Raw genomic sequence first — 22023 nt, forward strand, 5'->3', positions numbered from 1 at the left:
TTCGCCTCGGTGATGGGCACCGGCATCGTGGCCATCGCCGGCGCCACCCTGCCCGTCCACGTGGTCGGGTTGCGCGCGTGGGTACGGGCCACGGTGGGGTGACGTAGCCAGTGACCGCCCACCAGGACGATCAGCGCGACGAGCAGGACGGCGGCGATCACCCAGACCACTTGGGCGAATGCGCGCAACCCGACCACGTGGACGGGCAGGGTGGCGCCGGCGATGGCCACGATGCCGGTGCCCATCACCGAGGCGAACCAGTTGGGTCCGATGTTGCCCAGAACCTCGACCCGGGTCTGCGGCGACGGCGCGCCGTCCGGGTTTGCAGTGGCCATAGCTGAGAAACCCTACTGCGCGTGGCCGACCCGGGCGGGCATGCCGCTTACACTCCAACGGTGATGCATCCGGCACCCACGGCGAAGCAAGGATTGAACAAAGCCGCGGTGAGGGTCGGGATAGCCGTGCTGGTGGTGCTCGCCGTCCTGGCCGCACCGATCAAACAACGATGCGGGGCGCCGGGCCTCTCGTGCGCGACGGCGGTGGACCCCCAAGGCAACATCCACTACTACTACGAGGTGGAGCCGCTGGGCGTGTACCTCGCCGAGGTCATGACCGGCACGAACATCACCATCTTCTACGAATCCGGCGACGACCTCGTCAAAGCCCGCTAGCCGCAGTACCAGCTCGGTAACGACTTCGAGTCGGTCTGGGCGGCGGTGTGACCTAGTCGAGACCACCGCGCGACGCTTCAACTAGAAAGCGCTGGTCAGGCGAAGATTGGGTCGGAAAATTCGTGCCCGGGCGGCCGGCCGGGGCCCGGTTCGCGGGCGTTCTCGATTGGGGGCTTCACAGCAAGCTAACGCATACTTGACACCATGCTTGAAGCGACATCGCCGCAAACCGCCGGTGCGGTGCCTGGTGATGCGCTGGGTGTGGGCAGAGGTTTGTGATGGCCCGCTCGGGCGGCGCCCACCGCCGCCACCGAGCCGTCCGTCAGCACTCCCGTTTCCGCAGGGGGCTGACGCGCACCCTGGGCGCGCTGATCTCGGTGGCCGCGGTGGGGTTGACCGGGGCGGGTTACTACGTCGCGCACGGCGCGCTCGGCGGGATCACCGTCTCGAACGCTTTGCAGCCCGACGACCCGCGGTCCAGCGGCGACGACATGAACATCCTTCTGATCGGGCTGGACTCGCGTAAGGATCAGGACGGCAACGACCTACCCTGGTCGATCTTGAAGCACCTCCACGCAGGCGATTCCGACGACGGCGGCTACAACACCAACACGCTGATCCTCGTGCACGTCAGTGCCGACAACAAAGTGGTCGCCTTCTCCATCCCCCGCGACGACTGGGTGGCCTTCAACGGGGTCCCCGGATACAACCACATCAAGATCAAGGAGGCGTACGGCCTCACCAAGCAGTACGTCGCAAACAAGCTCGCCAACCAGGGCACCAGCAGCCAAAAGGAACTCGAGACCAAGGGCCGTGAAGCCGGCCGGGCGGCGACGCTGCGCGCGGTGCGCAGCCTGACCGGCGTTCCCATCGACTACTTCGCCGAGGTCAACCTGGCCGGGTTCTACGACCTGGCCCAGACGCTCGGCGGGGTGGAGGTCTGCCTCAACCATCCGGTCTACGACTCGTACTCCGGCGCGGACTTCCCGGCCGGGCGGCAGACGCTGGACGCCTCCCAGGCCCTGTCCTTCGTCCGGCAGCGCCACGGCCTGGAAAACGGGGACCTGGACCGCACCCACCGCCAACAGGCGTTCATCTCGTCGGTCATGCAGGAGTTGCAGGCCGCCGGCACCTTCACCAACCTGGACAAGCTCAAGAGCCTGATGGCGGTGGCGCGCAAGGATGTGGTGCTGTCGGCCGGTTGGGACGAGGAGATGATCCAGCGGCTCGGCTCGCTTGCCTCTAGCGGCCAGGTCGAGTTCCGGACGCTGCCGGTGGTGCGGTACGACAACATCGACGGCCAGGACGTCAACATCATCGACCCGGCCGCGATCAAGGCCGAGGTGGCGACGGCCATCGGCGCCTCGCCTGCCACCACTACGCCCGCCACCACGGCCGCCAAGCCCAGCCCGTCGACCGTCGTCGACGTGATCAATGCCGGCAGCTTGAGCGGGCTCGCGACCGAGGTATCCCACGCGCTGCAGAACCACGGCTACACCACCGGTCAGACCCGCGACCGCAACTCGGGCGAACCGACCGCGAGCACCGTCGCCTACGGCGTCGGGGCCGAGACCGACGCGCGCAACGTGGCCAAGCTGCTCGGCCTCGACGCGCCCAGTCAGCCCGATCCCAACGTCCAGCCCGGACACATTCGGGTGACCGTCGATACGAACTTCTCGGTGTCGACGGTGGACGACGGCACGTCGGACGAAACGTCAAGCACCACAACGTCCAGCAAGGCCAAGCCGTATTACTACAACGGCACCACCACGACCTACCCGACGCCCGATCAGGGGAAGCCGATCAACGGCGGCGGCGTGCCCTGCGTTAACTAGCGGCGATCGCAAGCGCGGCGAAGCCGGGCGCGGCGGGTCGCCGCCATCTGCTAGCGGCGATCGCAAGCGCGGCGAAGCCGGGCGCGGCGGGTCGCCGCCATTCAACTAGCGGCGATCGCAAGCGCGGCGAAGCCGGGCGCGGCGGGTCGCCGCCATTCAACTAGCGGCGCGGGCGCCCCCTTTTCGTCAGGCGTGGGTTCCCCCGTCGATGCGGATTTCGGTTCCGGTGATGAACGCGCCGTCCTCGGACACCAGCATGGCGATCACCCCGGCGACCACGCTCGGGTCGGCCATCCCGGTTCCGCTGGACTCGACCGTGGTCGGCAGTATCGGCATCAGCCTCGAAAACAGCGCCCAGTCAGCGTCTTTCGGGATGTACCCGCCGGTCGCGTCGGTGATCCCGGACTTGATGCTGCCGGGCGCCACGCACACGGCGCGCAAGCCGTCGCGCGCGTATTCGAGCGCCAGTGAATGAGTGAAGGCCTGGATTCCGCCCTTGCTCGCGGCGTAGGCCGCCATGTAGGGGTGGGCGAACGAGGCGGAGGTCGAACTGAAGTTGACGATCGTGCTGCGCGAGTTCCCGAGCAGCGTCGGAAGCGCTTCGCGGACAACGAGAAACGTGCCGGTCAGGTTGACACCGATGATCTGGTTCCAGAGATCCAGGGTGGTCTCGTGGGTGTGCGCCGCGCGCAGAATGCCGGCGGCATTGACCAACGAATCCAGGCCACCGAGCGTCTCGACGGCCATGCACACGCCGTCGATCACCGAGTCCTCGTTGCCGACGTCCATCGGCAGGGTGGTGAGGCGGCCGACGGTGGCGGCCTCGTCCGCCCGGGACCGGGTGGCGTCCAGGCCGGCCTCCGCGACGTCGGAGGCCACCACCGTTGCGCCCTCGTCGAGCAGCCGCAGCGCGGTCGCCTGCCCGATGCCCGACGCGGCACCGGTCACCAGGATCCGCTTGCCCTCGAGTCGCTTCATCTGCCGCTCCCGTCACTAGGCGTGCCCATCATCGTAAGGAGCGCGCCATGCCGCGCCCCGGAAAGGGCACAGTGTAGGCATGGACATCGGATTCATCGGCCTGGGGAAGATGGGCCAGGGCATGGCCACGAACCTCGTGCAGGCGGGCCACCGCGTCACCGTCTACAACCGCTCCCCCGAAAAGGTGGAACCGCTCGTCCAGGCCGGCGCGTCAGCGGCGCGCACCGTTGCCGACGCGTGCCAGGGCGAGGTCGTGTTCACGATGCTGGCCGACGACCGGGCCGTCGAGGGTGTGGCCTTCGGCGACGGCGGCGTCGTCGCTTCGCTGGCACCAGGCGCCACGCACGTCTCGTCGAGCACCATCAGCGTCGCCCTCTCGGAGCGCCTGGCGGCGGCGCACGCCGATGCCGGCCAACGGTATGCCGCTGCGCCGGTGTTCGGCCGGCCCGAGGCGGCCGCGGCCGCAAAGCTTTTCGTGGTTGCGGCAGGCGAGCCGCAGGTACTGCAGCCGCTGACCCCGTTGTTCGACGCGATCGGGCAGCGCACCTTCGTGGTGTCCGAGCAGCCGCACACCGCCAACCTGGTGAAGCTGAGCGGCAACTTCCTCATCGCGTCGGTGATCGAGAGCCTCAGTGAGGCCGTCGCGCTGGTCGCCAAGGCCGGCGTCGACAGGCAGCACTATGTGGACATCCTCACGTCGACGCTGTTCTCCGCGCCCGCCTATCAGACCTACGGCGGGCTCATCGCGCGGCGGCAATTCGAGCCGGCCGGCTTCGCCGCCCAGCTGGGCCTCAAAGACGTTCGCCTGGCCCTGGCCGCCGCGGAGCAGCTGGAAGTGCCACTGCCGGTCGCGAGCCTGCTGCGGGACCGCTTCCTCACGCTGGTGGCGACCGGCGGCGGGCACTTGGACTGGTCGGCGCTCGCCACGCTCGCCGACCGGGACGCAGGCCTGGTGTCAGACGACCCCGCGTAACCCGTCGGCTCCGAACGCGGGTTCCAGCATCGCCGAATAGTCGGGGCCGCGGCGCAGCATCAGCCCGCCGTCCACGTTGATGACCTGCCCGGTGATGTAGCAGGCGGCATCGCTGAGCAGGAACATCGCCAGGTTGGCGACGTCCTCGACCTCACCGGGGCGGGGCAGCGGCGTGCACGCGCGGTAGTCCTCGCTCACCTCCGGCAGGGCGAACACCGGAGCCACCAGATCCGTGCGGATCAGGCCCGGCCGGATGCTGTTGACCCGCACCCAGGACGGGCCGAGCTCGTCGGCGGCCAACTGCATCATGTGGTCAACGGCCGACTTGCTGACCCCGTAGGCACCGAACCAACGGTGGGTGTTGCTGGCCGCGATAGAGGAGATGCCGACGAACGAGCCGCCGCCACCGCGGACCAGCTCCCTTGCGACGTGCTTGAGCACGTACATGGTGCCGTTCACGTTGAGGTCGACGGTGCGCCGCCAGCCCTCCGAGTCGATCTGGGTGATCGGCCCGATCGTCTCCGAACCCCCCGCGCAATGCACCGCCCCGTGCAGTTGACCGTGCCAGGCCGTCGCGGCGTCCACCGCTCGGGCCGCCTCCTCCTCGTTGGTGACGTCGGTCGGCTCGTAGCGGATCGAACCGCTGCCTGGAAGCGCTTCGATCTCGCTGACGGCCCCCGCCAGCCGGTCGGGGTTGCGGCCGACGATCATCACCGAGGCGCCCGCCGCGACCAGGCCGGCGGCGACGCCCTTGCCGATACCGCTGCCACCGCCGGTGACCAGATACGTCCGGTTTTCGAATGAAAGCTGCACGCGACGCCCTCTCGAACTGGAACAGGTTCTCGATATCGAACCACGCGGAAAACTCGCCGTTCCGACGGGTGCTCGTCACACCGGCCCCAATGGCCCCCGATCAGAAGCGATCGACGATTTGCCCGCCTCCGCGCGACAACCGGTCGGTCCTGCCGGAGCAGCCGACGAAAGCTACGGCGTATCGCGCCGGGCGACCTGCGTCGGCTTGGCGTTGCGCCAGTCCTCGACGTCGGGCGGCAGGCCGACCGCGTACCTGTTCTCGTTGTGGGCCGCCCAGTGCGCATGGCCTAGCTCGTGGATGTGGAACGCGTGCCGCAGCGCCTCGGTGAAGCCCATCGCGTCAGAGGCGGCGTTGACCGAGTCCTTGACGAGCAGCGCCGCCATCGTGGGGCGGTCGGCGATGCGCCGGGCGAATTCCAGTGTCTTGTCGGCCAACTCGTCGACGGGGAACACCTTGGAGACCATGCCGAGGCGGTAGGCCTCGTCGGCGTCCAGCGAATCTCCGGTCAGCAGCAGCTCTTTGGCTTTGCGCGGGCCGAATTCCCAAGGGTGGGCGTAATACTCGACGCCCGGCATCCCCAAGCGCACCGCCACAACGTCGCTGAACTTGGCGTTGTCGGCGGCGACGATCAGGTCGCACGCCCAGATCAGCATCAGGCCCGCGGAGATCGCGTTGCCCTGCACCTGCGCGATGGTGATCTTGCGCAGGTCCCGCCAGCGGCAGGTGTTCTGGAAGAAGTAGTGCCACTCCTGCAGGTAGATCTTCTCCACGATCGGATCGCGGGTTCCGCCGTTGATGCGGAAGCTCGGCAGTTGGCTGCGCTCGGCGATCGCCAGCTCGGAGCCGAGGTCGTGGCCCGCGGAGAAGTTGCGACCGCGCGCCGCCAGGATCACCACGCGCACGGTGTCGTCGGCCTCGGCGCGCAGGAACGCCTCGTCGAGCTGGATCAGCAGGCCTCGGCTTTGCGCGTTGTGCGCTTCGGGCCGGTTGAGCCAGATCCGCGCGATGCGGCCCTCGTCGAGGGTCTCGTAGCTCACCAACTCGTCAGCCTCGGAGTTGCCCGTCTGGGAACCGGCTTGCTCTGAGAGTGTCATTCGGCCCACCTCACTCGTTGTCAGGTCCGACATCGTTACACATTACGGCCAGTGTGTAAGTGCGCCCCGGTTGGGTGGGCCGTCGGGATCCGAACATCAAGTCCTCGCCCACCTGCCCATCCTCCCATCACCTACAGTTAAGTCATGGCTACGAAATCTGACCCTGGCGAGATCGGCGACGTGGAACCGGTTGCCGACAGCACCGCCAGCCAGGCCAGGCGAGTCGTCGCGGCATACGCGAACGACGCCGACGAGTGCCGCGTCTTCCTGTCCATGCTCGGCATTGGGCCCGCAAAACTCGACGCGTAGATGGCTCCCGGGGACGGGCACGACTCAACCTTCGGGAATTCCGACTTCGTGGTGGTCGCCAACCGGCTGCCGGTAGACCAGGAGCGGCTTTCCGACGGCACCCGGGCGTGGAAGCGCAGCCCCGGCGGTCTGGTGACCGCGCTGGAGCCGCTGCTGCGCCGCAGGCGGGGCGCGTGGGTCGGCTGGGCGGGCGTCGCCGAAGAGGAGACCGACTTCGACGACGAGCCCATCGTCCAGGAGGACCTGGAACTGCGCCCGGTGCGGTTGAGCGCCGACGACATCGCCCAGTACTACGAGGGGTTCTCGAACGCCACGCTGTGGCCGCTGTACCACGACGTCATCGTCAAGCCGATCTACCACCGGGAATGGTGGGAACGCTACGTCGAGGTCAACCGGCGCTTCGCCGAGGCCACCTCGCGCGCCGCCGCCGAGGGCGCGACGGTGTGGGTCCAGGATTACCAGCTGCAACTGGTCCCCAAAATGCTGCGGCAGCTGCGGCCCGATCTGACCATCGGCTTCTTCCTGCACATCCCCTTCCCGCCGGTGGAGCTGTTCATGCAGTTGCCCTGGCGCACCGAGATCATCGAGGGACTGCTCGGCGCGGACCTGGTGGGCTTCCACCTGGCCGGTGGCGCCCAGAACTTCCTGTTTTTGTCCCGGCGGCTGATCGGCGTCAACACCTCCCGCGGCTCGGTCGGGGTGCGCTCGCGGTTCGGGGAGGTCGAGCTCGGGTCGCGCGTCGTCCGGGTGGGCGCATTCCCGATCTCCATCGATTCCGGTTCGCTCGACCAGGCCGCCCGCGACCGCGACGTCAGGCGCCGCGCCCGGGAGATCCGCGCCGAGCTGGGCAACCCCCGCAAGGTGCTGCTCGGGGTCGACCGGCTCGACTACACCAAGGGCATCGATGTGCGGCTGAAGGCCTTCTCCGAGCTGCTCGCGGAGGGCCGCGCGAAGCGCGATGACACCGTGCTGGTCCAGCTGGCCACACCGAGCCGCGAACGCGTGGAGAGCTACCAGATCCTGCGCAACGACATCGAACGCCAGGTGGGCCACATCAACGGCGAATACGCCGAGGTCGGCCATCCGGTCGTGCACTACCTGCACCGTCCGGTCCCCCGCAATGAGTTGATCGCCTTCTTCGTGGCCGCCGACGTCATGCTGGTCACCCCCCTGCGCGACGGCATGAACCTGGTGGCCAAGGAGTACGTCGCCTGCCGCAGCGACCTCGGCGGTGCCCTGGTCCTGTCCGAGTTCACCGGCGCGGCCGCCGAGCTCCGGCAGGCCTACCTGGTCAATCCGCACGACCTCGACGGCGTCAAGGATGCGATCGAGGCGGCGCTCAACCAGAACGTCGAGGAGGGCAGGCGCCGGATGCGGTCGATGCGGCGCCAGGTGCTGGCCCACGACGTCGACCGGTGGGCGCGGTCGTTCCTCGACGCGTTGGCGAACCCACAGGACGGCGAGTGAGCGGCGCAAACCCATGGTGTTGCCGCGCAAACGCTGTGATACTCGATGGATCGGTGCAGGGGAAGGGTCCGGAAGGGAGGGCATCGTGAAGCTCCGTCGCGGACTGGCCGCCGGCGCCGGCATCGTCTCGGCAGTCGCCATTGGAATTGCGCTGGAGTCCGGCGACCCGGCGCACGCGGTGGGACCGCCGCCGGATGGCAACTACAACTACAACGAGGCCGGGGTCTCCGGGGTGACCTGGACGATATCGGCGTTGTGCGATCAGCCGTCCGGAACCCGAAACATGAACGACTATTCGGACCCGATCGTGTTTGCGATGAACTGCGCGCTGAACATCGTGAGTTCGACGGCCGAGCAGATCAATCCCGCGGACAAACTGCAGAACTTTAGCGGCAGGGCCCGGATGACCAGCATGCTGTGGACCTTCAAAGTCGAGAAGTCAGACGGCGTTTCGTGTCCGGGCGGCGGCACCGCGCCGTCGACCGAAACGTATGCGTTCAGCGACGAGAACATGAGCGGCACCCACACCAGCATGCACGGCGCCGTCTGCGGGATGCAGCCGGGAATGACGAAAACGCCGTTCTCGCTGCAGATGACCGGCCCGCCGCCGAGCCCGATCGAACGTTATCCGTTGTACTGCAACGGGATTGCGATGTGCTACTAGATCGGCGTGATGTAGGCGATCAGCCATTGCTTGCCGATCTTCTTGAAGTCCACCCGCAACCGGCTGCCGTCGTATAGCGGCTGGCGCGTCTTGTCGGTCACGGTGCGATTCATGTAGACCATCAGCGATGCCGATTCGCGTTTGGCGGACATGACGCCCACGCCCACCACGCTGGCCTGGACGACCACCTCACGCTTCTTGGCCTCCGGAATGATTTGCGCGTTGGCGCTTTTCCGGAATTCCTGGCGGTAGTCCGGGGTGAGCAGCGGGTACGCGTCGCTGAGGCTGCGTTCCACCGTCTGATAGTCGTAGGCGAAGACCTCGGGAATCTCCTTGGTGGCCAAGCCGGGTAGCACCGCCCGCGCCGCCTCCTCGCCGCGCGTCTGCACCCGCCCCCAGTAGAACCAGCCGGCCGCCGCGGACAACCCGACGAACACCACGATCAGAAGGTAGCCCGCGACGACGAGCAGCCAGCGCCGCCACCGCATCAATTGCCCCCGTTGGGATACTTCAGGTCGTAGCCCGTCATCCGTCCCTGCTCGTCCTCGTGCACGATGACCCGCAGGCGATAGGGCATGGACGGCTTGTTCACGCCGTCGATGTCGGCGACGGTCACCCGCACCGAAACGAGCACGGACGCGTTGTCGGTGACGTTGTCGACGCCCTCGAGGGCGGCGCCGTTGATGACGGCCTCCGACGTCGCGTTGGTGGAGCGGAATATGCCCTTGAGATTCTCGATGTTGTTGTTGGCGCCCAGCATTCCGCGCAGCGGTCCGCTGGTGCCGTTGTAGAAACGGTTGACGCTCTCGTCGATGTTGTCCTGCTTGTAGCTGAACATGTTGACCACCGTCTGCGTCGCGGTGTCGACGAACCGTTGGTCGCGCGTCTGCTGGGCGCTGGCGTGCCGTTGCTGGACGACGAGCACGGCCAGGCAGCCGGCCAACGCGCCGATGGCCAACAACGCGGCCGCGAACGAGATCCATGCCACCAGCGCGCGGTGCGGCTGCCGCCGCGGTGGCGGCTTGAGGGACTTGAGGGTCTTGACCGGCTTGGCCGGCTGCACCGGCGCCGCCTCGACCTGCACCGTCGCCGACTCGGTCGATTCGGCTTTCGCCGGGCCGGCCGCACGGGACGCCCGACGACGCGCACGCGCAGTGGTCGTTGGCTCGACTGCCACTACATCGGCCTCGGATCAAGCATCAGGTCCACCCAATTCTCGGCGCTCGACGCGCCGCTAGCACCGGCCGCGAAAATACCAGTGCCGCCGGCGGGGTCCTTGAATGCGCCGGTCTTTTCGTCGTAGGTGGCGTACGCCGGCCCGCTGGCCTGCGGTTGACCGCCGGGCGGCGGTCCCCACGGCTTCTCCGGTCCCGGGCCCGCAGGCGGGGGGTTGATCCCTTCCGGCGGGGCCGGCGGTGGCAGCCACTTGGGGTACGGCAGCTGCGGCGGCACGGGCGGGACCCCGGGCGGCTGCCACGACGTGAACGGCGGTGGCGGCCCGTTGTCGTTGGGCGGTGGCGGGTCGTATGCCGGTTGCTTGTTGGGCAACGGCCCCGGCCCCGGCACCACGCCCGGTGGCGGCGGCCCGACGATCGGCGTGCCCGGATCCGGCTCAGCGCCGGGCGGGATATAGGGGAACTTGTTGGGCGGCAACACGTTCAGCCCGTTCGTCACCGGGGTGTCGTACGGCACCGGCGGACCGCGCCACGGGTTGCGGCCGATGGGCACGTAACCCTTGGGGTCGCGGCAAAGCTGCACGGTCGGCGCCCGCTTGCCGGGGAATTCCTGGCAGGGGTAGTTGCGCGCGCCGCGCACGGTACTCGGGTCGTTCTGGGCGACCTTGCAGTACATGTCCCTCGGCAACTCGCGCACCGTCTCGTCGGCCGGCGTGCGCATCAACGGGGGTGGGAGGAAGCCGACGGCGCACGGCGGCGGGTCGTTGAGGTCGAGTTTGAAGTCCAGCTTGGCGCCCTCGTCCTGGGGCGCACCGCCGGCGGCCGTCGTGATCGCGGCGAACAGCGCCGGCAGCACGACCAGCAGCTGCTCGATCGACTTGTGGTAGATCACGCCCACCCGGCCAAGGTTGGCCAGGCTGGCCGCCAGCGCGGGGAAGGACGGCCGGATACCGGAGAACGCCGTGCTGGCCTCGTCGGTTGCCCCCGGTGCGGTGGCCAGCGTCGAACGCAGCTCCGGGTCGGCCTGCCGCACCTCCGACGTGAACCGCGCCAGCCCGTCGGAGAGCGATTTGATGTCGGCCCCGGCCCGGATCTGTGCTTCCAGGAACGGGCCCGCCTGGTCGATCAACTGCGACGCTTGCGGGTAGTTCGCGTTGGCCTCGTCGACCAACAACCGGGCGGACTCGAACAGGCGGGCCAGCTCGGGTCCCGACCCGTTGGTCGCGGTGAACGTCTCGTGCAGCAGCTCGCGCAACCGGGTGTCGCCGAGGCTGTTGGTCAGCGCCTCCGCCCGCTTCAGCAGGTCTGCGACGTCCTGGCCGATCCGGGTGTTCTGCCGCTCGATGCGGAAGCCGTTGCGCAACTTGGTCGTCGCCGGTGTGCCGGGTGGCACCAGGTCGATGTACTGCTCACCGACGGCCGACACGCTCTTGACGGTGGCGGTGACGTTCGACGGGATGGGCGTCCCGCTGTTCAGCCGCATGCCGGCGGTGACACCGCTGGGATTGAGCCCCACCGACTCGACGCGGCCGACCGCGACACCGCGGTACGTGACGTTGGCGTTCTTGTACAGACCGCCGCCGGCGACGAAATCGGCCGTCCCCGCATACGTTCCGAGCCCGAACGTTGACGGCAATCGCAGGTAGAACACCGCCATCACGGTCAGGGTGATGGCTGTGATCACCGCGAAGATCCACAGCTGGATCCTGGTGAGTTTGTCGTGCATCTACGTCCGCCCCTTACTGTCCTGAAGCCGTGCCGGGCGGAATCTTGAACGGGTCGGCCGCCTGTCCGGACAGGTTGGCCATCTCGCCGACCAAAAAGTCCGGCGGATTGAGGATCTCGTTCATGTGGGCCATGTTCGGGTCGAAATATGCGGTGGTGAAGAAGGTTTCACCGAGGCGGCGCAGGGTGAGGTCGAAGGTGGTGAACACGTTCAGGTAGTCGCCGCGCACCGCGTTCTTGATACCGAAGTTGGGGAAGGGGAACGTCAGCAGGAGCTGCAGCGAGGTGACGAAGTTCTTCCGGTTGTCGTTGAGCGCTTTGGCGGCCGCGTACAGGTCCTTGAGGTCGGCCGCAAAGTCCACCTTGGTCTTGGCGAGGATGTGCGAGGTGACGTTCGCCAACTTGTGCAGCGCGGAGAACGCCTCGACGATGTGGTCGCGGTTCTTGTTGAGCACCCGGATCGCGTCGGGCAACGTGTCCAGCGCGCGGCCCAGGTTGTCCTTGTCCCGGGCCAGGCTGGCCGAGAATCGATTCAGGCCGTCGACCGCGTCGATGATGTCATTGACCTGCCGGTTGAGGCCGGCGGTCAGTTCCGCCAGCCGGGGCACCAGGTCGACGAATTGGTCCTGCCGGCCCGCGACGGCCTGGTAGGTCTCGTCGGTGATCTCTTCCAGCGCACCGACATTGCCCTTGTTCACCACGACACCAAGGGCCGACAGCACCTCTTCGGTGGTGGGGTAGCGGCCGGTGTTGGACTCGGAGATCTTGGATCCGTCTTTCAGGCGGCCGACGGCCGGTTTGTCCTTCGGGCGCGCCAGGTCGACGTGCATCGAACCCAACAGCGACGTCTGCGCGATCGTCGCCGTCGAGTTGGCCGGCAGGACGACGTTCTTGTCCAACCCCAATTTCACGGCCGCATAGAAGGAACCGTCCGGGCGCTGCACGGCCTCGATGCCGGAGACACTGCCGACCGTGACGTCGTCCACCATGACCGGCGAGTTCTGCGGCAGCGTCGCCACGTCGGGCAGATCGACGGTGATCGAGTATGCGCCGCTGCCGTGCCCGGCGGTGCCCGGCATCGACACCGAGTTCAACCCGTTGAACTGACAGCCGGCCAGCAGCGCGCTGCCCGCCGCCAAAGCGCCGCCGCGCAACAACATTCGGTTCATCTAGCCGCCCCCCTGGTCGCCCTGCGGCGGCGCCTGGCCCGGCGGCGGTCCGGGTAGGGGCCCGAATGCGCTCCCGGGAGCCGGGCCGGGCGCGGGGCCGGCGTTGCCCAAGGCCGGGCCGGGAGCCGGACCGCTCTGCGGTGCCGTCGGAACCAGCAGGGCCTGCAGGTCCGCCGGATTCTGAGCGGCGGGCGGGGTCTTGGCACCGTTGGCCGGGATCCAGGTCAGTTCGGGCACCGGGGTGGCCGACTTCGCCTGGGTTTCCGGGGTGTCATAGATGATCTGGCCCTTGTAGGCGGTGATCGTGTTGAGCGGGTGGAACATCAGCGGCGGGTAGTTCACGGTGAGCCGACGCAGCACCGGGCCGAGCCGCTCACGGCAGAGCTCGGCGCGCCGGAAGTAGTCGGGAGCGCGCGGGCCGGCCGCCGTTTCGAAGGAGCCACCGCAGATGAACTGCACCGGGTTGGCGAATTCCGGGATCGACAACAGGCCGTTGAGCGTGCCCTGCGCCGGGTCGTAGATGTTGTAGAAGTTCGCGATGCCGGGGCCTGCGACGTGCAGCACCTGCTCGATGTTGTCGCTCTGGTCGCTCAGCGTCTTGGCAAAGTCGTTGAGGTTGTTGACGGTATCGATGATGGTCGAATTGTTCTCGTGCAGGAAACCCCGGATGTCGGACAGCGCCTTATTGAGCGTGCCCAGGGTGGTGTCGAGGTGACGCGAGCTGTCGGCGAGCACCTGGGACACCGAGGCGACGTTTCCGGCGAACTGCACGATCTGTTCGTTGCTGGCCGACAGCGCGTTGACCAGAACCTGGAGGTTCTTGACCGTCCCGAAAATGTCGCTGCGTGAATCACCCAGCCGCCCAGCGGCTTGCGAGAGTTCGCGCAAGGCGTTGTGGAAAGACTCGCCGTTGCCGTTGAAGGTGTCCGCGGCCTGGTTGATCGCCCGGCCCAACGGACCCTGCATCGATCCCGTGGTCGGCCCGAGCTGAACAGCCAGCTTCGTCAGCGACTCTTTGACCTCGTCCCATTCCACCGGGACCCCGGTGCGGCCCAGGCCGATGCTGCCGCCGTCGGGCAGCACCGCCCCGCCGGTGTACGCCGGTGTCAACTGAATGAAGCGGGCCGACACCAGGTTCGGCGACATGATGATCGCCTGGGCGTCCTTCGGGATCTTCACGCCCTTGGACACCGACATGGTGATCTTGACGTCGGAGGGCCGCGGCTCGATCGTGTCGACCTGACCCACCGGAACACCGAGGACGCGGACCTGGTCGCCGGGGTAGAGGCCGACGGCGGACGTGAAATAGCCGACGATGCTTCGCGTATTGCCGGTCGACGACAGTACATACACGCCACCCACCAGCACCGCGATAAGCGCGATCGCGGTGGTGTAGCGCAGCCCCCGGCTGCCGGCGAGGCGCTTGATCATGGCGACTTCGGCCTGATGATCCAGCGCTCTTGGATGAGTCCGCGCAGGTAGTCCGCGAGGCTGGCCGGCATCTTGCCCGGTTGGTAGAAGAAGTCGAACATTGTCGCGATCAACGGCGCGGGGATCACACCGTAGACGTTGACGTTGAATCCGGGTCCGGACCCGACGACCTCGCCGAGCTCGGTGGCGTAGGTGGGTAGCCGTTTGAGGGCCTCGGTGATGTAGTCGCGGCGCTCGTTGAGGTTGCTCAGCACATCGTTGAGCTTGCTCAGGGCCGGGCCGAACTCCTTGCGGTTGTCGGCGACGAACCCGGAGATCTGCGCCGACAGGCCCTGGATCCCCGAAATGAGCTGCCCGATGGCGGCCCGCCGCTCGTCGAGCGCTGCGAACAACTCGTTGCCGTCGTCGACCAGCTTGTTGACTTGGTCGGCGCGCTGGGACAGCACGCCGGTCACCGACTTCGCATGCGCGAGAAGGCTTTGCAGCGCCTCGTCGCGGCGGTTCAGGGTGCGCGACAGCGTCGTCACACCGTCGAGCGCGCCGCGCAGCTGGGGGGTGGCGTCGTGCAGCGTGTCGGTCAACACGTTCAACGCCTGCTCGAACTGGGGCTTGTTCAGGTTGTTGGCGTTCTGGCCCAGATCCTCCAGCGCGCCGGCCAGGGTGTACGGCGTGGTCGTGCGACTGAGCGGGATCGTGGTCCCCTTGCCGCTGCCGGCCGGGGTCACCGCGATGGAACGCTCCCCGAGAATGGTGTCGGTGCGGATCGCGGCCAGCGACTGATCACCAACGGCGACATGGCGATCCACACTGAAGCTGATCTTGGCGCTGTCTCCGGCGAGGCCGACCGAGGTCACCTTGCCCACCTTGAAGCCCGAGACGTACACCGCGTTGCCGGGGTTGATGCCACCGGCGTCGGAGAAATAGGCGTCGTAGACCTTGCCTTGAGGCCAGAACGGCAATCCCGCGTAACCGAATGCGATGAGCACGACGCACACGACCAGCACCACGCCGAAAATGCCGGTGCGAAGCGGATCGCGCTCACGCTTTGCGTTACTTGGCAAAAGCGCACCTCCCCTTGCTGGGATCCACCTGGCCGCCGAGCGGCAGCAAGATGTCGCTACCGGCCGGGCCGTTGATCTTGATCGTCACGGAGCAGAAGTAAATGTTGAAGAACGAACCGTAGGCACCCAGCGCCGCCAGCCGCAGATAGTCCTCGCCCAACTGCTCGACGTCGTTGTTCACCTCGGCCTTGCGGTTGTCCAGTTCGGTCGCCAGCGGGCGGGTGTTCTCCAGGATGCCCTGCAGCGGCCGGCGTGAATTCTTCAGCAGCTCGGTCAGATCCGTCGTCGTGGAGGCCAGCGGCGGGATGGCGCCCGCGATGTCGTCTTTGTTCTTGGCCAGTCCGCTGATCAACTGCTGCAACTGGTCGACACTGGCCGAGAACTGAGCACTGCGCTGATCGACGGTCTTGAGGACCGTGTTGAGGTTTTCGATCACGTCACCGATGAGTTGGTCACGCTGGCCCAGCGCCGACGAGAACGCACTGGTGTCGGCGAGCACGTTGGACAACGCGCCGCCCTGCCCCTGCAGCAGCTCGATGACGGCGCTGCTGATCGTGTTGACCTTGTCCGCGTCCAGCCCCTTGAGCACGGGCCGCAGGCCGCCGAGCAGCGCGTCGAGATCCAGCGCCGGCTGGGTGTGCTGGGTGTTGATCGTCCCGCCCGGCGGCAGCTTGCGCAGCTCCCCGGGCCCGGACGTGATCTCCAAATACCGGTCACCGACCAGGTTTTCGTACCGGATCACCGCGCGCGTGGACGAATAGAGCGTATAACGCTTGTCGAGCCCGAACGTCACGTCGATGGTGTTGTCCTGGTTCAGTTTCACACCCGACACCGCGCCGACCGGCACGCCGGCGATGCGCACCTTCTGCCCCGCCTTCAGACGTGACACATCGGTGAACGTTGCGTGGTAGGTGCTTTCGGGGCCGAACCGGAAGTCGCCGAAGACCACCACCAGTCCCGCGGACACGATCAGCATGGCCACCGCGAAGATGCTGACCTTGATCATCATCGAGCGGTGCGTCGGCATGGCCCCGGCCGGCATCAGAAATCGTCCCGTTCCGCGAAGGCGCCGTGGAACAGGAACTGCAGTGTGGAGGGCGCGTCGAACTGCAGTTCCGTGAACGGCTCGTACGGGATGTTGGCGTTGTCGGTGACCAGGAACGGGGCGCGGTAGAACGACCCGCCGGTCTGCTTGGTCGGAATGTCCGGCAGCCCGCGGCAGTTCGGGCCACCGGACGCGTTGACGATCGGCAGGGACTCCGGGAACGTGTACGACGGCGCGCCGAGCACGAAGCTCGAGGACGTGAACAGGCCCGCCTTGCGGACACCGAGCAGCGGCGCGAATTCCTTGATGCCGCGCTCGATCCCGGCGAACAGGCAGCCGAATTCGGGTGAATAATCGGCCGCGACCTTCAGCGGGGCCCGCAGCCGGTTGATCGCGTCGATGAAGTTCTGTTCGGCCGGCGCCAGCGTCTCGTAGGCGTTATTGGCCAGACCGATCGTGGCCAACAACGTGTCGTTGAGGTTGTTCTGCTGGTCGACGACGGTCTTGTTGATCGTCGGCAGGTTGTCGAAGACGGTGTTGAGATCCGGGGCGGCGTCGGCGTAGGTGTTGGCGACCACCGCCGCCTTGCGGAAGTCCTCCTGCAGTGCAGGCAGTTTCGGATTGGTTTGGCGCGTCAGCGTGTTCAGGCCCGACAAGATGCCGCCGAAGTCGTCCCCGTGACCGCGCAGGCCTTCGGACAGCGCGCTCAGCGTCCCGTTGAGTTCGACCGGGTCGATCTTGTGCAGCAGGTCGATCAGCGACTGGAACAGGGTGTTGACTTCCAGCTGCACCGCCGATGCCGCCACGTGCGCGTTCGGGCGCAGCGACGTCGGCGAAGGGTTTTGCGGCGGAAGGAATTCCACCGCCTTGGCGCCGAAGATGGTGTTCCCCGCGATGTGCACCATCGCGTTGGAGGGGATGAAATGCATGTCGTCGCTGTTGATCCCGAGCGTTAACCGGGCCTGGTCATCGGCGTAGTCGATCGCCTCGACCTTGCCGATCTGGATGCCGCGGTATTTGACCTTGGCGCCCTTCTCCATCACCAGACCGGCCCGCGGCGCCGACACCGTCACCGTGTCGATCGAGGCGAAAGCCGCGGAGTAGGACAGGTAAGTGACGAGCGCGAACGCCACCAACAGGCTGGCAAGCACCGCGGCTGCCAGCCGGACGGAGGTACGTCGCGTATCTGTTTCTGCCATGTCCCTTTAAGCGGTCCTGTTACCCGGAGAGGTTGAAATTACCGGACGCGCCGTAAACGGCGAGTGAGATGCACAAAGTGATGACGACGACGACGATCAGCGACGTTCGCACGGCCTGGCCGACCGCGATGCCGACGCCGACCGGACCGCCGTGCGCGTTGTAGCCGTAGTAGGTATGGACCAGCATCACCGCGATGGACATCACGATCGCCTGCAGGAACGACCACAACAGGTCCGACGGGATGAGGAACGTATTGAAGTAGTGGTCGTAAAGACCCTTGGACTGCCCGTTGATGTACACCGTGGTGAAGCGGGCGGCGAAGAACGCGGCGAGTACGGACAGCGAATACAGCGGGATGATCGCGATGAGGCCGGCGATCAATCGGGTGGACACCAGATAGGACACCGATTCCACCGCCATGCATTCGACGGCGTCGATCTCCTCCGACACCCGCATGGCGCCCAACTGCGCGGTGGCACCGGCGCCGATGGTGGCCGCCAGCGCGATGCCGGCGATGACCGGCGCAACGACGCGGACGTTGAGGAAAGCCGACAGGAAGCCGGTCAGCGCCTCGATGCCGATGTTGCCCAGCGAGGAGTAACCCTGCACGGCGATGACCCCGCCGGAGGCGAGTGTCAGGAAGGCGGCGACGCCCACGGTGCCGCCGATCATGACGAGCGCCCCCGCACCCATTGTCATTTCGGCGATCAGGCGGACCGTCTCTTTGCGGTACTTGGTGATCGCGTGGGGAATGTGACGCACCGTCTGGCCATAGAACAAGGCCTGCTCACCGAAGTCGTCGACCGGCTCCTGCAACCGGGAGGCGAGGTTGCGCAGCCGGTAGGTGACGTCGTAGCTCATCGGGTACTCACTTCGCCGAGATCCGCACGCCGATGGCGGTCATCACCACGTTGATGACGAACAGACAGATGAACGCGTACACGACCGTCTCGTTGACGGCATTGCCGACGCCCTTGGGTCCGCCCTTGACGGTCAGGCCGCGGTAACAACCGACCAGCCCGGCCATCACGCCGAACAGCAACGCCTTGACCTCGGCGAGAACCAGCTCGCGCAGCCCGGTCAACACGGTCAACCCGTTGATGAACGCACCCGGGTTGACGCCCTGCAGGAAAACGGAGAACACGTAGCCACCGGACAGGCCGATGGCGCACACCAGCCCGTTCAGCAGCAGGGCCACCACCGTGGACGCCAGCACCCGGGGCACGACGAGCCGCTGGATCGGGTCGATGCCGAGCACCCGCATCGCGTCGATCTCTTCGCGGATGGTCCGCGCACCGAGGTCGGCGCAGATCGCGGTCGCACCGGCGCCCGCCACGACGAGCACGGTCACCACCGGCCCCAGCTGCGTGATGGTGCCGAATGCCGTTCCGGCGCCGGACAAGTCGGCGGCCCCGATTTCGCGCAGCAGGATGTTGAGCGTGAACGCCACCAGCACGGTGAAGGGGATGGACACCAGCAGGGTGGGAACCAGGGACACCCGCGCGATCATCCAGGTCTGTTCCAAGAACTCGCCCATTTGGAACGGCCGGCGAAAAGTCTGCCGGCCGGTGTCGATCATCATTTCGAAGAACCCGCCGACAGCGCGAGCGGGAACCGCAAGTTGTTCCCTCAACTTGGCTACCCCCCTCGGCTGCTCGCGGCGAAGTCTGTGCGTCGCCTTAGCGGTGTCTTCCGTCGCATGCGGCTCGATGTGAGCCGGATCATATTAACTCAGAACAAGATTAAGGTGTCAATGAAAAGCATTTCTTTGTCCAAAACGTTAATTACCCAGGTCAGACACCGTTACATTTTCCAGAATTGACACACGTTCTACCCACTGTTTCCCCCCCAGGAAGTAACCTCACACGGTTATTGCTCCATCAGCCCGACCGCGGAAAAGTTGCGCTCGGGATCCCGCCCAGCAAAGTACTCTTGCAGCGTCGCGCTCAGTTGCCCGGGCTCCCAGGCCGGTCCCTCTGCGCTGAATCGATGCTCCGCCGTGGGCGCGGCAACCAGGGTCACCTGCGGCCCGTACACGATGAACACCTGCCCGTTGACTTCCGCGGCCGCCGGAGATGACAGGAACTTGACCAGGCTGACCACGTGCTCGGGCGACAGCGGGTCGATGCCACCCGCCTCCACTTCCGGCGCCGCACCGAAGACGTCGGCCGTCATCGCGGTGCGGGCGCGCGGACAGATCGCGTTGGCGCACACGCCGTAGCGGCCCAGCGCCCGCGCGGCCGTCAGGGTGAGCGAGATGATGCCGGCCTTGGCCGCGCCGTAGTTGGCCTGACCCACCGGGCCGACCAGCCCCGCCTCGGACGCGGTGTTGACCAGCCGGCCGAACACGGTTCCACCCGCGTCCTTGGCCTTCGACCGCCAGTAGGTGGCGGCGTTGCGGGTCAGCAGGAAGTGGCCGCGCAGATGCACCGCGATGACCAGATCCCACTCCTCGTCGGACATGTTGAACAGCATCCGGTCGCGGGTGATGCCCGCGTTGTTGACGACGATGTCGAGCCCACCGAGACCGTCGGCCTGGGCGACCAACTCGTCGGCGGTTGCGCGTTCGCTGATGTCGCCGGCCACCGCGACGGCCTTGGAGCCGGCCGAGTTGATCTCGTCGATGACGTCGGAGGCGTCCAGGGCGGTGGCGATGTCGTTGACGACGACGGTCGCGCCGAGCCGGGCCAGGCCGAGGGCCTCCGCCCTGCCGAGTCCCGCGGCGGCACCCGTCACCACCGCGACCTTTCCGGAGAGATCGGTCGCGTTCGCGCTGCTAGTCAATTTATGAATACCTCTAGTTTCTCAGGCCGCAGTGGGGCTCGAATTAATCGCCGCGCAACAGCGCGGCACGCGGGCATTCGGCAATCGCCTGCTCGGCCAGCTGCTCCTGATCGGCGGGGATCGGGTCCAGCTTCACGACGGCGTAATCCTCGTCGTCCAGGTCGAAGATATCCGGCGCGATTCCCAAGCACACAGCGTTACCTTCACACCGGTCGTGGTCGACGATCACCCGCACAGCACCCTCCTTGCACCTGGCCTTCACCTGAGGACATGCCCCATCAGTATGTAGGACCACCATAGGGCCCGGATACCGCTAGGGAAACGGTCGCTGGAATCTCAGACTAGAACGTGTTACAACCGGGAAGACGAACGGGTAGTCGTCGGCCGAGTAACGTCGGCTAATCGAGGCGAATCACGTTAACAAAGGACGGCTGGGATGCGCATCAGTTACACCCCTGAACAGGAGGAGCTGCGTCGCGAACTGCGGTCGTACTTCACCAAGCTCATGACGCCGGAGCGTCGCGAGGCGCTGACCTCCTCGGGCGGCGGCGAGGTCGGGACCGGCACCGCATACCGCGACACCGTCGCGCAGATGGGCAAGGACGGCTGGCTGACGCTGAACTGGCCCAAGGAGTACGGCGGCCAGGACCGCTCGCCAATGGATTCGCTGATCTTCACCGATGAGGCCGCGATCGCCGGCGTGCCCGTGCCGTTCCTGACGATCAACAGCGTGGCGCCGACGATCATGGCGTTCGGCACCGAGGAGCAGAAGAAGTTCTTCCTCCCCAAGATCGCGGCCGGCGAACTGCACTTCTCCATCGGCTATTCGGAGCCCGGCGCCGGCACGGACCTGGCCAACCTGCGCACCACCGCGGTCCGCGACGGCGACGACTACGTGATCAACGGCCAGAAGATGTGGACCAGCCTGATCGCGTACGCCGACTGGGTCTGGCTCGCGGTGCGCACGAACCCCGAGGCCAAAAAGCACCGCGGCATCTCGATGCTGACCGTGCCGACCACCGCCGAAGGCTTCTCGTGGACGCCGGTACACACCATGGCCGGTGTGGACACCAGCGCCACCTATTACTCCGACGTGCGGGTGCCGGTGACCAACCTGATCGGCGAGGAGAACGGCGGCTGGAAGCTCGTCACCAACCAGCTCAACCACGAACGCGTCGCCCTGGTCTCGGCGCAGCCGATCTTCCTCGCCCTGCAGGAGGTTCGGGAGTGGGCCCAGAACACCAAGGATTCCAGCGGCGCCCGGCTGATCGACTCCGAGTGGGTGCAGATCAACCTGGCCCGCGTGCACGCCAAGGCCGAGGTGCTGAAGCTCATCAACTGGGAGTTGGCGTCGTCGGACGGCGAATCGCTCAACCCGGCCGACGCGTCGGCGGCCAAGGTGTACGGCACCGAGTTGGCCACCGAGGCCTACCGGCTGCTGATGGAGGTGCTGGGGACCGTCGCCACCATGCGCCAGAATTCGCCCGGGGCGCTGCTGCGCGGCCGGGTCGAGCGGATGCACCGCGCGTGCCTGATCCTGACCTTCGGCGGCGGCACCAACGAAGTGCAGCGCGACATCATCGGCATGGTCGCGCTGGGACTGCCCCGAAACCGCTGAGCCCCACTCC

At 66.8% G+C, this 22023-nt stretch carries 22 protein-coding genes and 1 pseudogene; 7 read left to right on the forward strand and 16 right to left on the reverse strand.

The features are described 5' to 3' along the window. A pseudogene (locus A5691_RS04130) lies at window positions 1–335 on the reverse strand (C4-dicarboxylate ABC transporter); the annotation flags it as partial. Between the two features lie 63 nt (window positions 336–398). Between A5691_RS04130 and A5691_RS04135 the strand changes: the two are divergent. Both A5691_RS04135 and A5691_RS04140 read left to right on the forward strand, forming a co-directional pair. Then, window positions 399–671 (forward strand): hypothetical protein, encoded by a 273-nt coding sequence (locus A5691_RS04135; RefSeq protein WP_197499181.1) that lies wholly within the window; start codon window positions 399–401, stop codon window positions 669–671. Between the two features lie 278 nt (window positions 672–949). Further along, window positions 950–2506: an LCP family protein gene (locus A5691_RS04140; protein ID WP_068015986.1), complete on the forward strand. Its 1557-nt coding sequence runs from the start codon at window positions 950–952 to the stop codon at window positions 2504–2506. 186 nt (window positions 2507–2692) lie between these two features. On the opposite strand, the gene A5691_RS04145 is transcribed toward A5691_RS04140, so the two are convergent. Then, window positions 2693–3484: an SDR family NAD(P)-dependent oxidoreductase gene (locus A5691_RS04145; protein ID WP_067888728.1), complete on the reverse strand. Its 792-nt coding sequence runs from the start codon at window positions 3482–3484 to the stop codon at window positions 2693–2695. Between the two features lie 79 nt (window positions 3485–3563). Between A5691_RS04145 and A5691_RS04150 the strand changes: the two genes are divergently transcribed. Beyond that, on the forward strand, window positions 3564–4457 hold the full coding sequence (locus tag A5691_RS04150) for an NAD(P)-dependent oxidoreductase (RefSeq protein WP_067888725.1): 894 nt from the start codon (window positions 3564–3566) through the stop codon (window positions 4455–4457). Here the strand turns inward: A5691_RS04150 and A5691_RS04155 are convergent. After that, the gene (locus tag A5691_RS04155; RefSeq protein WP_067760361.1) at window positions 4440–5270 is read right to left on the reverse strand and encodes an SDR family oxidoreductase; all 831 of its coding nucleotides are present in this window, start codon (window positions 5268–5270) and stop codon (window positions 4440–4442) included. The two genes, A5691_RS04150 and A5691_RS04155, sit on opposite strands and share 18 nt — an antisense overlap. A gap of 171 nt (window positions 5271–5441) precedes the next feature. Then, complete coding sequence (locus A5691_RS04160; RefSeq protein WP_067760363.1) at window positions 5442–6365, reverse strand: enoyl-CoA hydratase; 924 nt, start codon at window positions 6363–6365, stop codon at window positions 5442–5444. A gap of 144 nt (window positions 6366–6509) precedes the next feature. On the opposite strand from A5691_RS04160, the gene A5691_RS27830 reads away from it, so the two are divergent. From A5691_RS27830 to A5691_RS04170, 3 genes are all read left to right on the forward strand, one after another. Beyond that, entirely contained in the window at window positions 6510–6674 is a 165-nt protein-coding gene (locus tag A5691_RS27830) for a hypothetical protein (RefSeq protein WP_102419489.1), read from the forward strand. Continuing rightward, window positions 6675–8141, forward strand: coding sequence for a trehalose-6-phosphate synthase (locus A5691_RS04165; RefSeq protein ID WP_067760364.1), 1467 nt, complete (start codon window positions 6675–6677; stop codon window positions 8139–8141). Window positions 8142–8226: 85 nt separating this feature from the next. Further along, entirely contained in the window at window positions 8227–8805 is a 579-nt protein-coding gene (locus tag A5691_RS04170; protein WP_067784345.1) for a hypothetical protein, read from the forward strand. Here A5691_RS04170 and A5691_RS04175 read toward each other — a convergent pair. The 12 genes from A5691_RS04175 to A5691_RS04230 form a co-directional block, all read right to left on the reverse strand. Continuing rightward, window positions 8802–9293: a mammalian cell entry protein gene (locus A5691_RS04175; RefSeq protein WP_067760369.1), complete on the reverse strand. Its 492-nt coding sequence runs from the start codon at window positions 9291–9293 to the stop codon at window positions 8802–8804. The genes A5691_RS04170 and A5691_RS04175 overlap by 4 nt on opposite strands. Further along, the gene (locus A5691_RS04180) at window positions 9293–9982 is read right to left on the reverse strand and encodes a mammalian cell entry protein (protein WP_067888722.1); all 690 of its coding nucleotides are present in this window, start codon (window positions 9980–9982) and stop codon (window positions 9293–9295) included. The genes A5691_RS04175 and A5691_RS04180 overlap by 1 nt, the downstream gene beginning before the upstream one ends. Continuing rightward, window positions 9982–11706: a virulence factor Mce family protein gene (locus A5691_RS04185; RefSeq protein WP_067760373.1), complete on the reverse strand. Its 1725-nt coding sequence runs from the start codon at window positions 11704–11706 to the stop codon at window positions 9982–9984. Before A5691_RS04185 ends, A5691_RS04180 begins: the two co-directional genes overlap by 1 nt. A gap of 13 nt (window positions 11707–11719) precedes the next feature. Then, entirely contained in the window at window positions 11720–12874 is a 1155-nt protein-coding gene (locus A5691_RS04190) for a virulence factor Mce family protein (RefSeq protein WP_067888720.1), read from the reverse strand. Then, complete coding sequence (locus tag A5691_RS04195; protein WP_067888717.1) at window positions 12875–14305, reverse strand: virulence factor Mce family protein; 1431 nt, start codon at window positions 14303–14305, stop codon at window positions 12875–12877. Further along, the gene (locus A5691_RS04200) at window positions 14302–15366 is read right to left on the reverse strand and encodes a virulence factor Mce family protein (RefSeq protein WP_067760379.1); all 1065 of its coding nucleotides are present in this window, start codon (window positions 15364–15366) and stop codon (window positions 14302–14304) included. Before A5691_RS04200 ends, A5691_RS04195 begins: the two co-directional genes overlap by 4 nt. Continuing rightward, a complete protein-coding gene (locus tag A5691_RS04205) occupies window positions 15356–16408 on the reverse strand; it encodes a virulence factor Mce family protein (protein WP_067760381.1) in 1053 nt (350 codons plus the stop codon). Before A5691_RS04205 ends, A5691_RS04200 begins: the two co-directional genes overlap by 11 nt. Beyond that, window positions 16408–17610, reverse strand: a complete 1203-nt coding sequence (locus A5691_RS04210; RefSeq protein WP_067760383.1) for an MCE family protein — start codon at window positions 17608–17610, stop codon at window positions 16408–16410. Before A5691_RS04210 ends, A5691_RS04205 begins: the two co-directional genes overlap by 1 nt. 19 nt (window positions 17611–17629) lie before the next feature. Further along, window positions 17630–18472 (reverse strand): ABC transporter permease, encoded by an 843-nt coding sequence (locus tag A5691_RS04215; protein WP_067760385.1) that lies wholly within the window; start codon window positions 18470–18472, stop codon window positions 17630–17632. Window positions 18473–18479: 7 nt separating this feature from the next. Continuing rightward, on the reverse strand, window positions 18480–19244 hold the full coding sequence (locus A5691_RS04220) for an ABC transporter permease (protein ID WP_067280820.1): 765 nt from the start codon (window positions 19242–19244) through the stop codon (window positions 18480–18482). A gap of 236 nt (window positions 19245–19480) precedes the next feature. After that, window positions 19481–20395 (reverse strand): 3-oxoacyl-ACP reductase, encoded by a 915-nt coding sequence (locus A5691_RS04225; protein ID WP_067760387.1) that lies wholly within the window; start codon window positions 20393–20395, stop codon window positions 19481–19483. A gap of 43 nt (window positions 20396–20438) precedes the next feature. Further along, window positions 20439–20630: a ferredoxin gene (locus A5691_RS04230; protein WP_067280870.1), complete on the reverse strand. Its 192-nt coding sequence runs from the start codon at window positions 20628–20630 to the stop codon at window positions 20439–20441. Between the two features lie 201 nt (window positions 20631–20831). Here A5691_RS04230 and A5691_RS04235 point away from each other — a divergent pair, with 201 nt between their 5' ends. Next, window positions 20832–22013 (forward strand): acyl-CoA dehydrogenase, encoded by a 1182-nt coding sequence (locus A5691_RS04235; RefSeq protein WP_068015982.1) that lies wholly within the window; start codon window positions 20832–20834, stop codon window positions 22011–22013. The last annotated feature ends 10 nt before the right edge of the window (window positions 22014–22023 follow it).

Origin of the sequence: Mycobacterium sp. E183 (assembly GCF_001667735.1) — a bacterium.
GTDB lineage: Bacteria > Actinomycetota > Actinomycetes > Mycobacteriales > Mycobacteriaceae > Mycobacterium.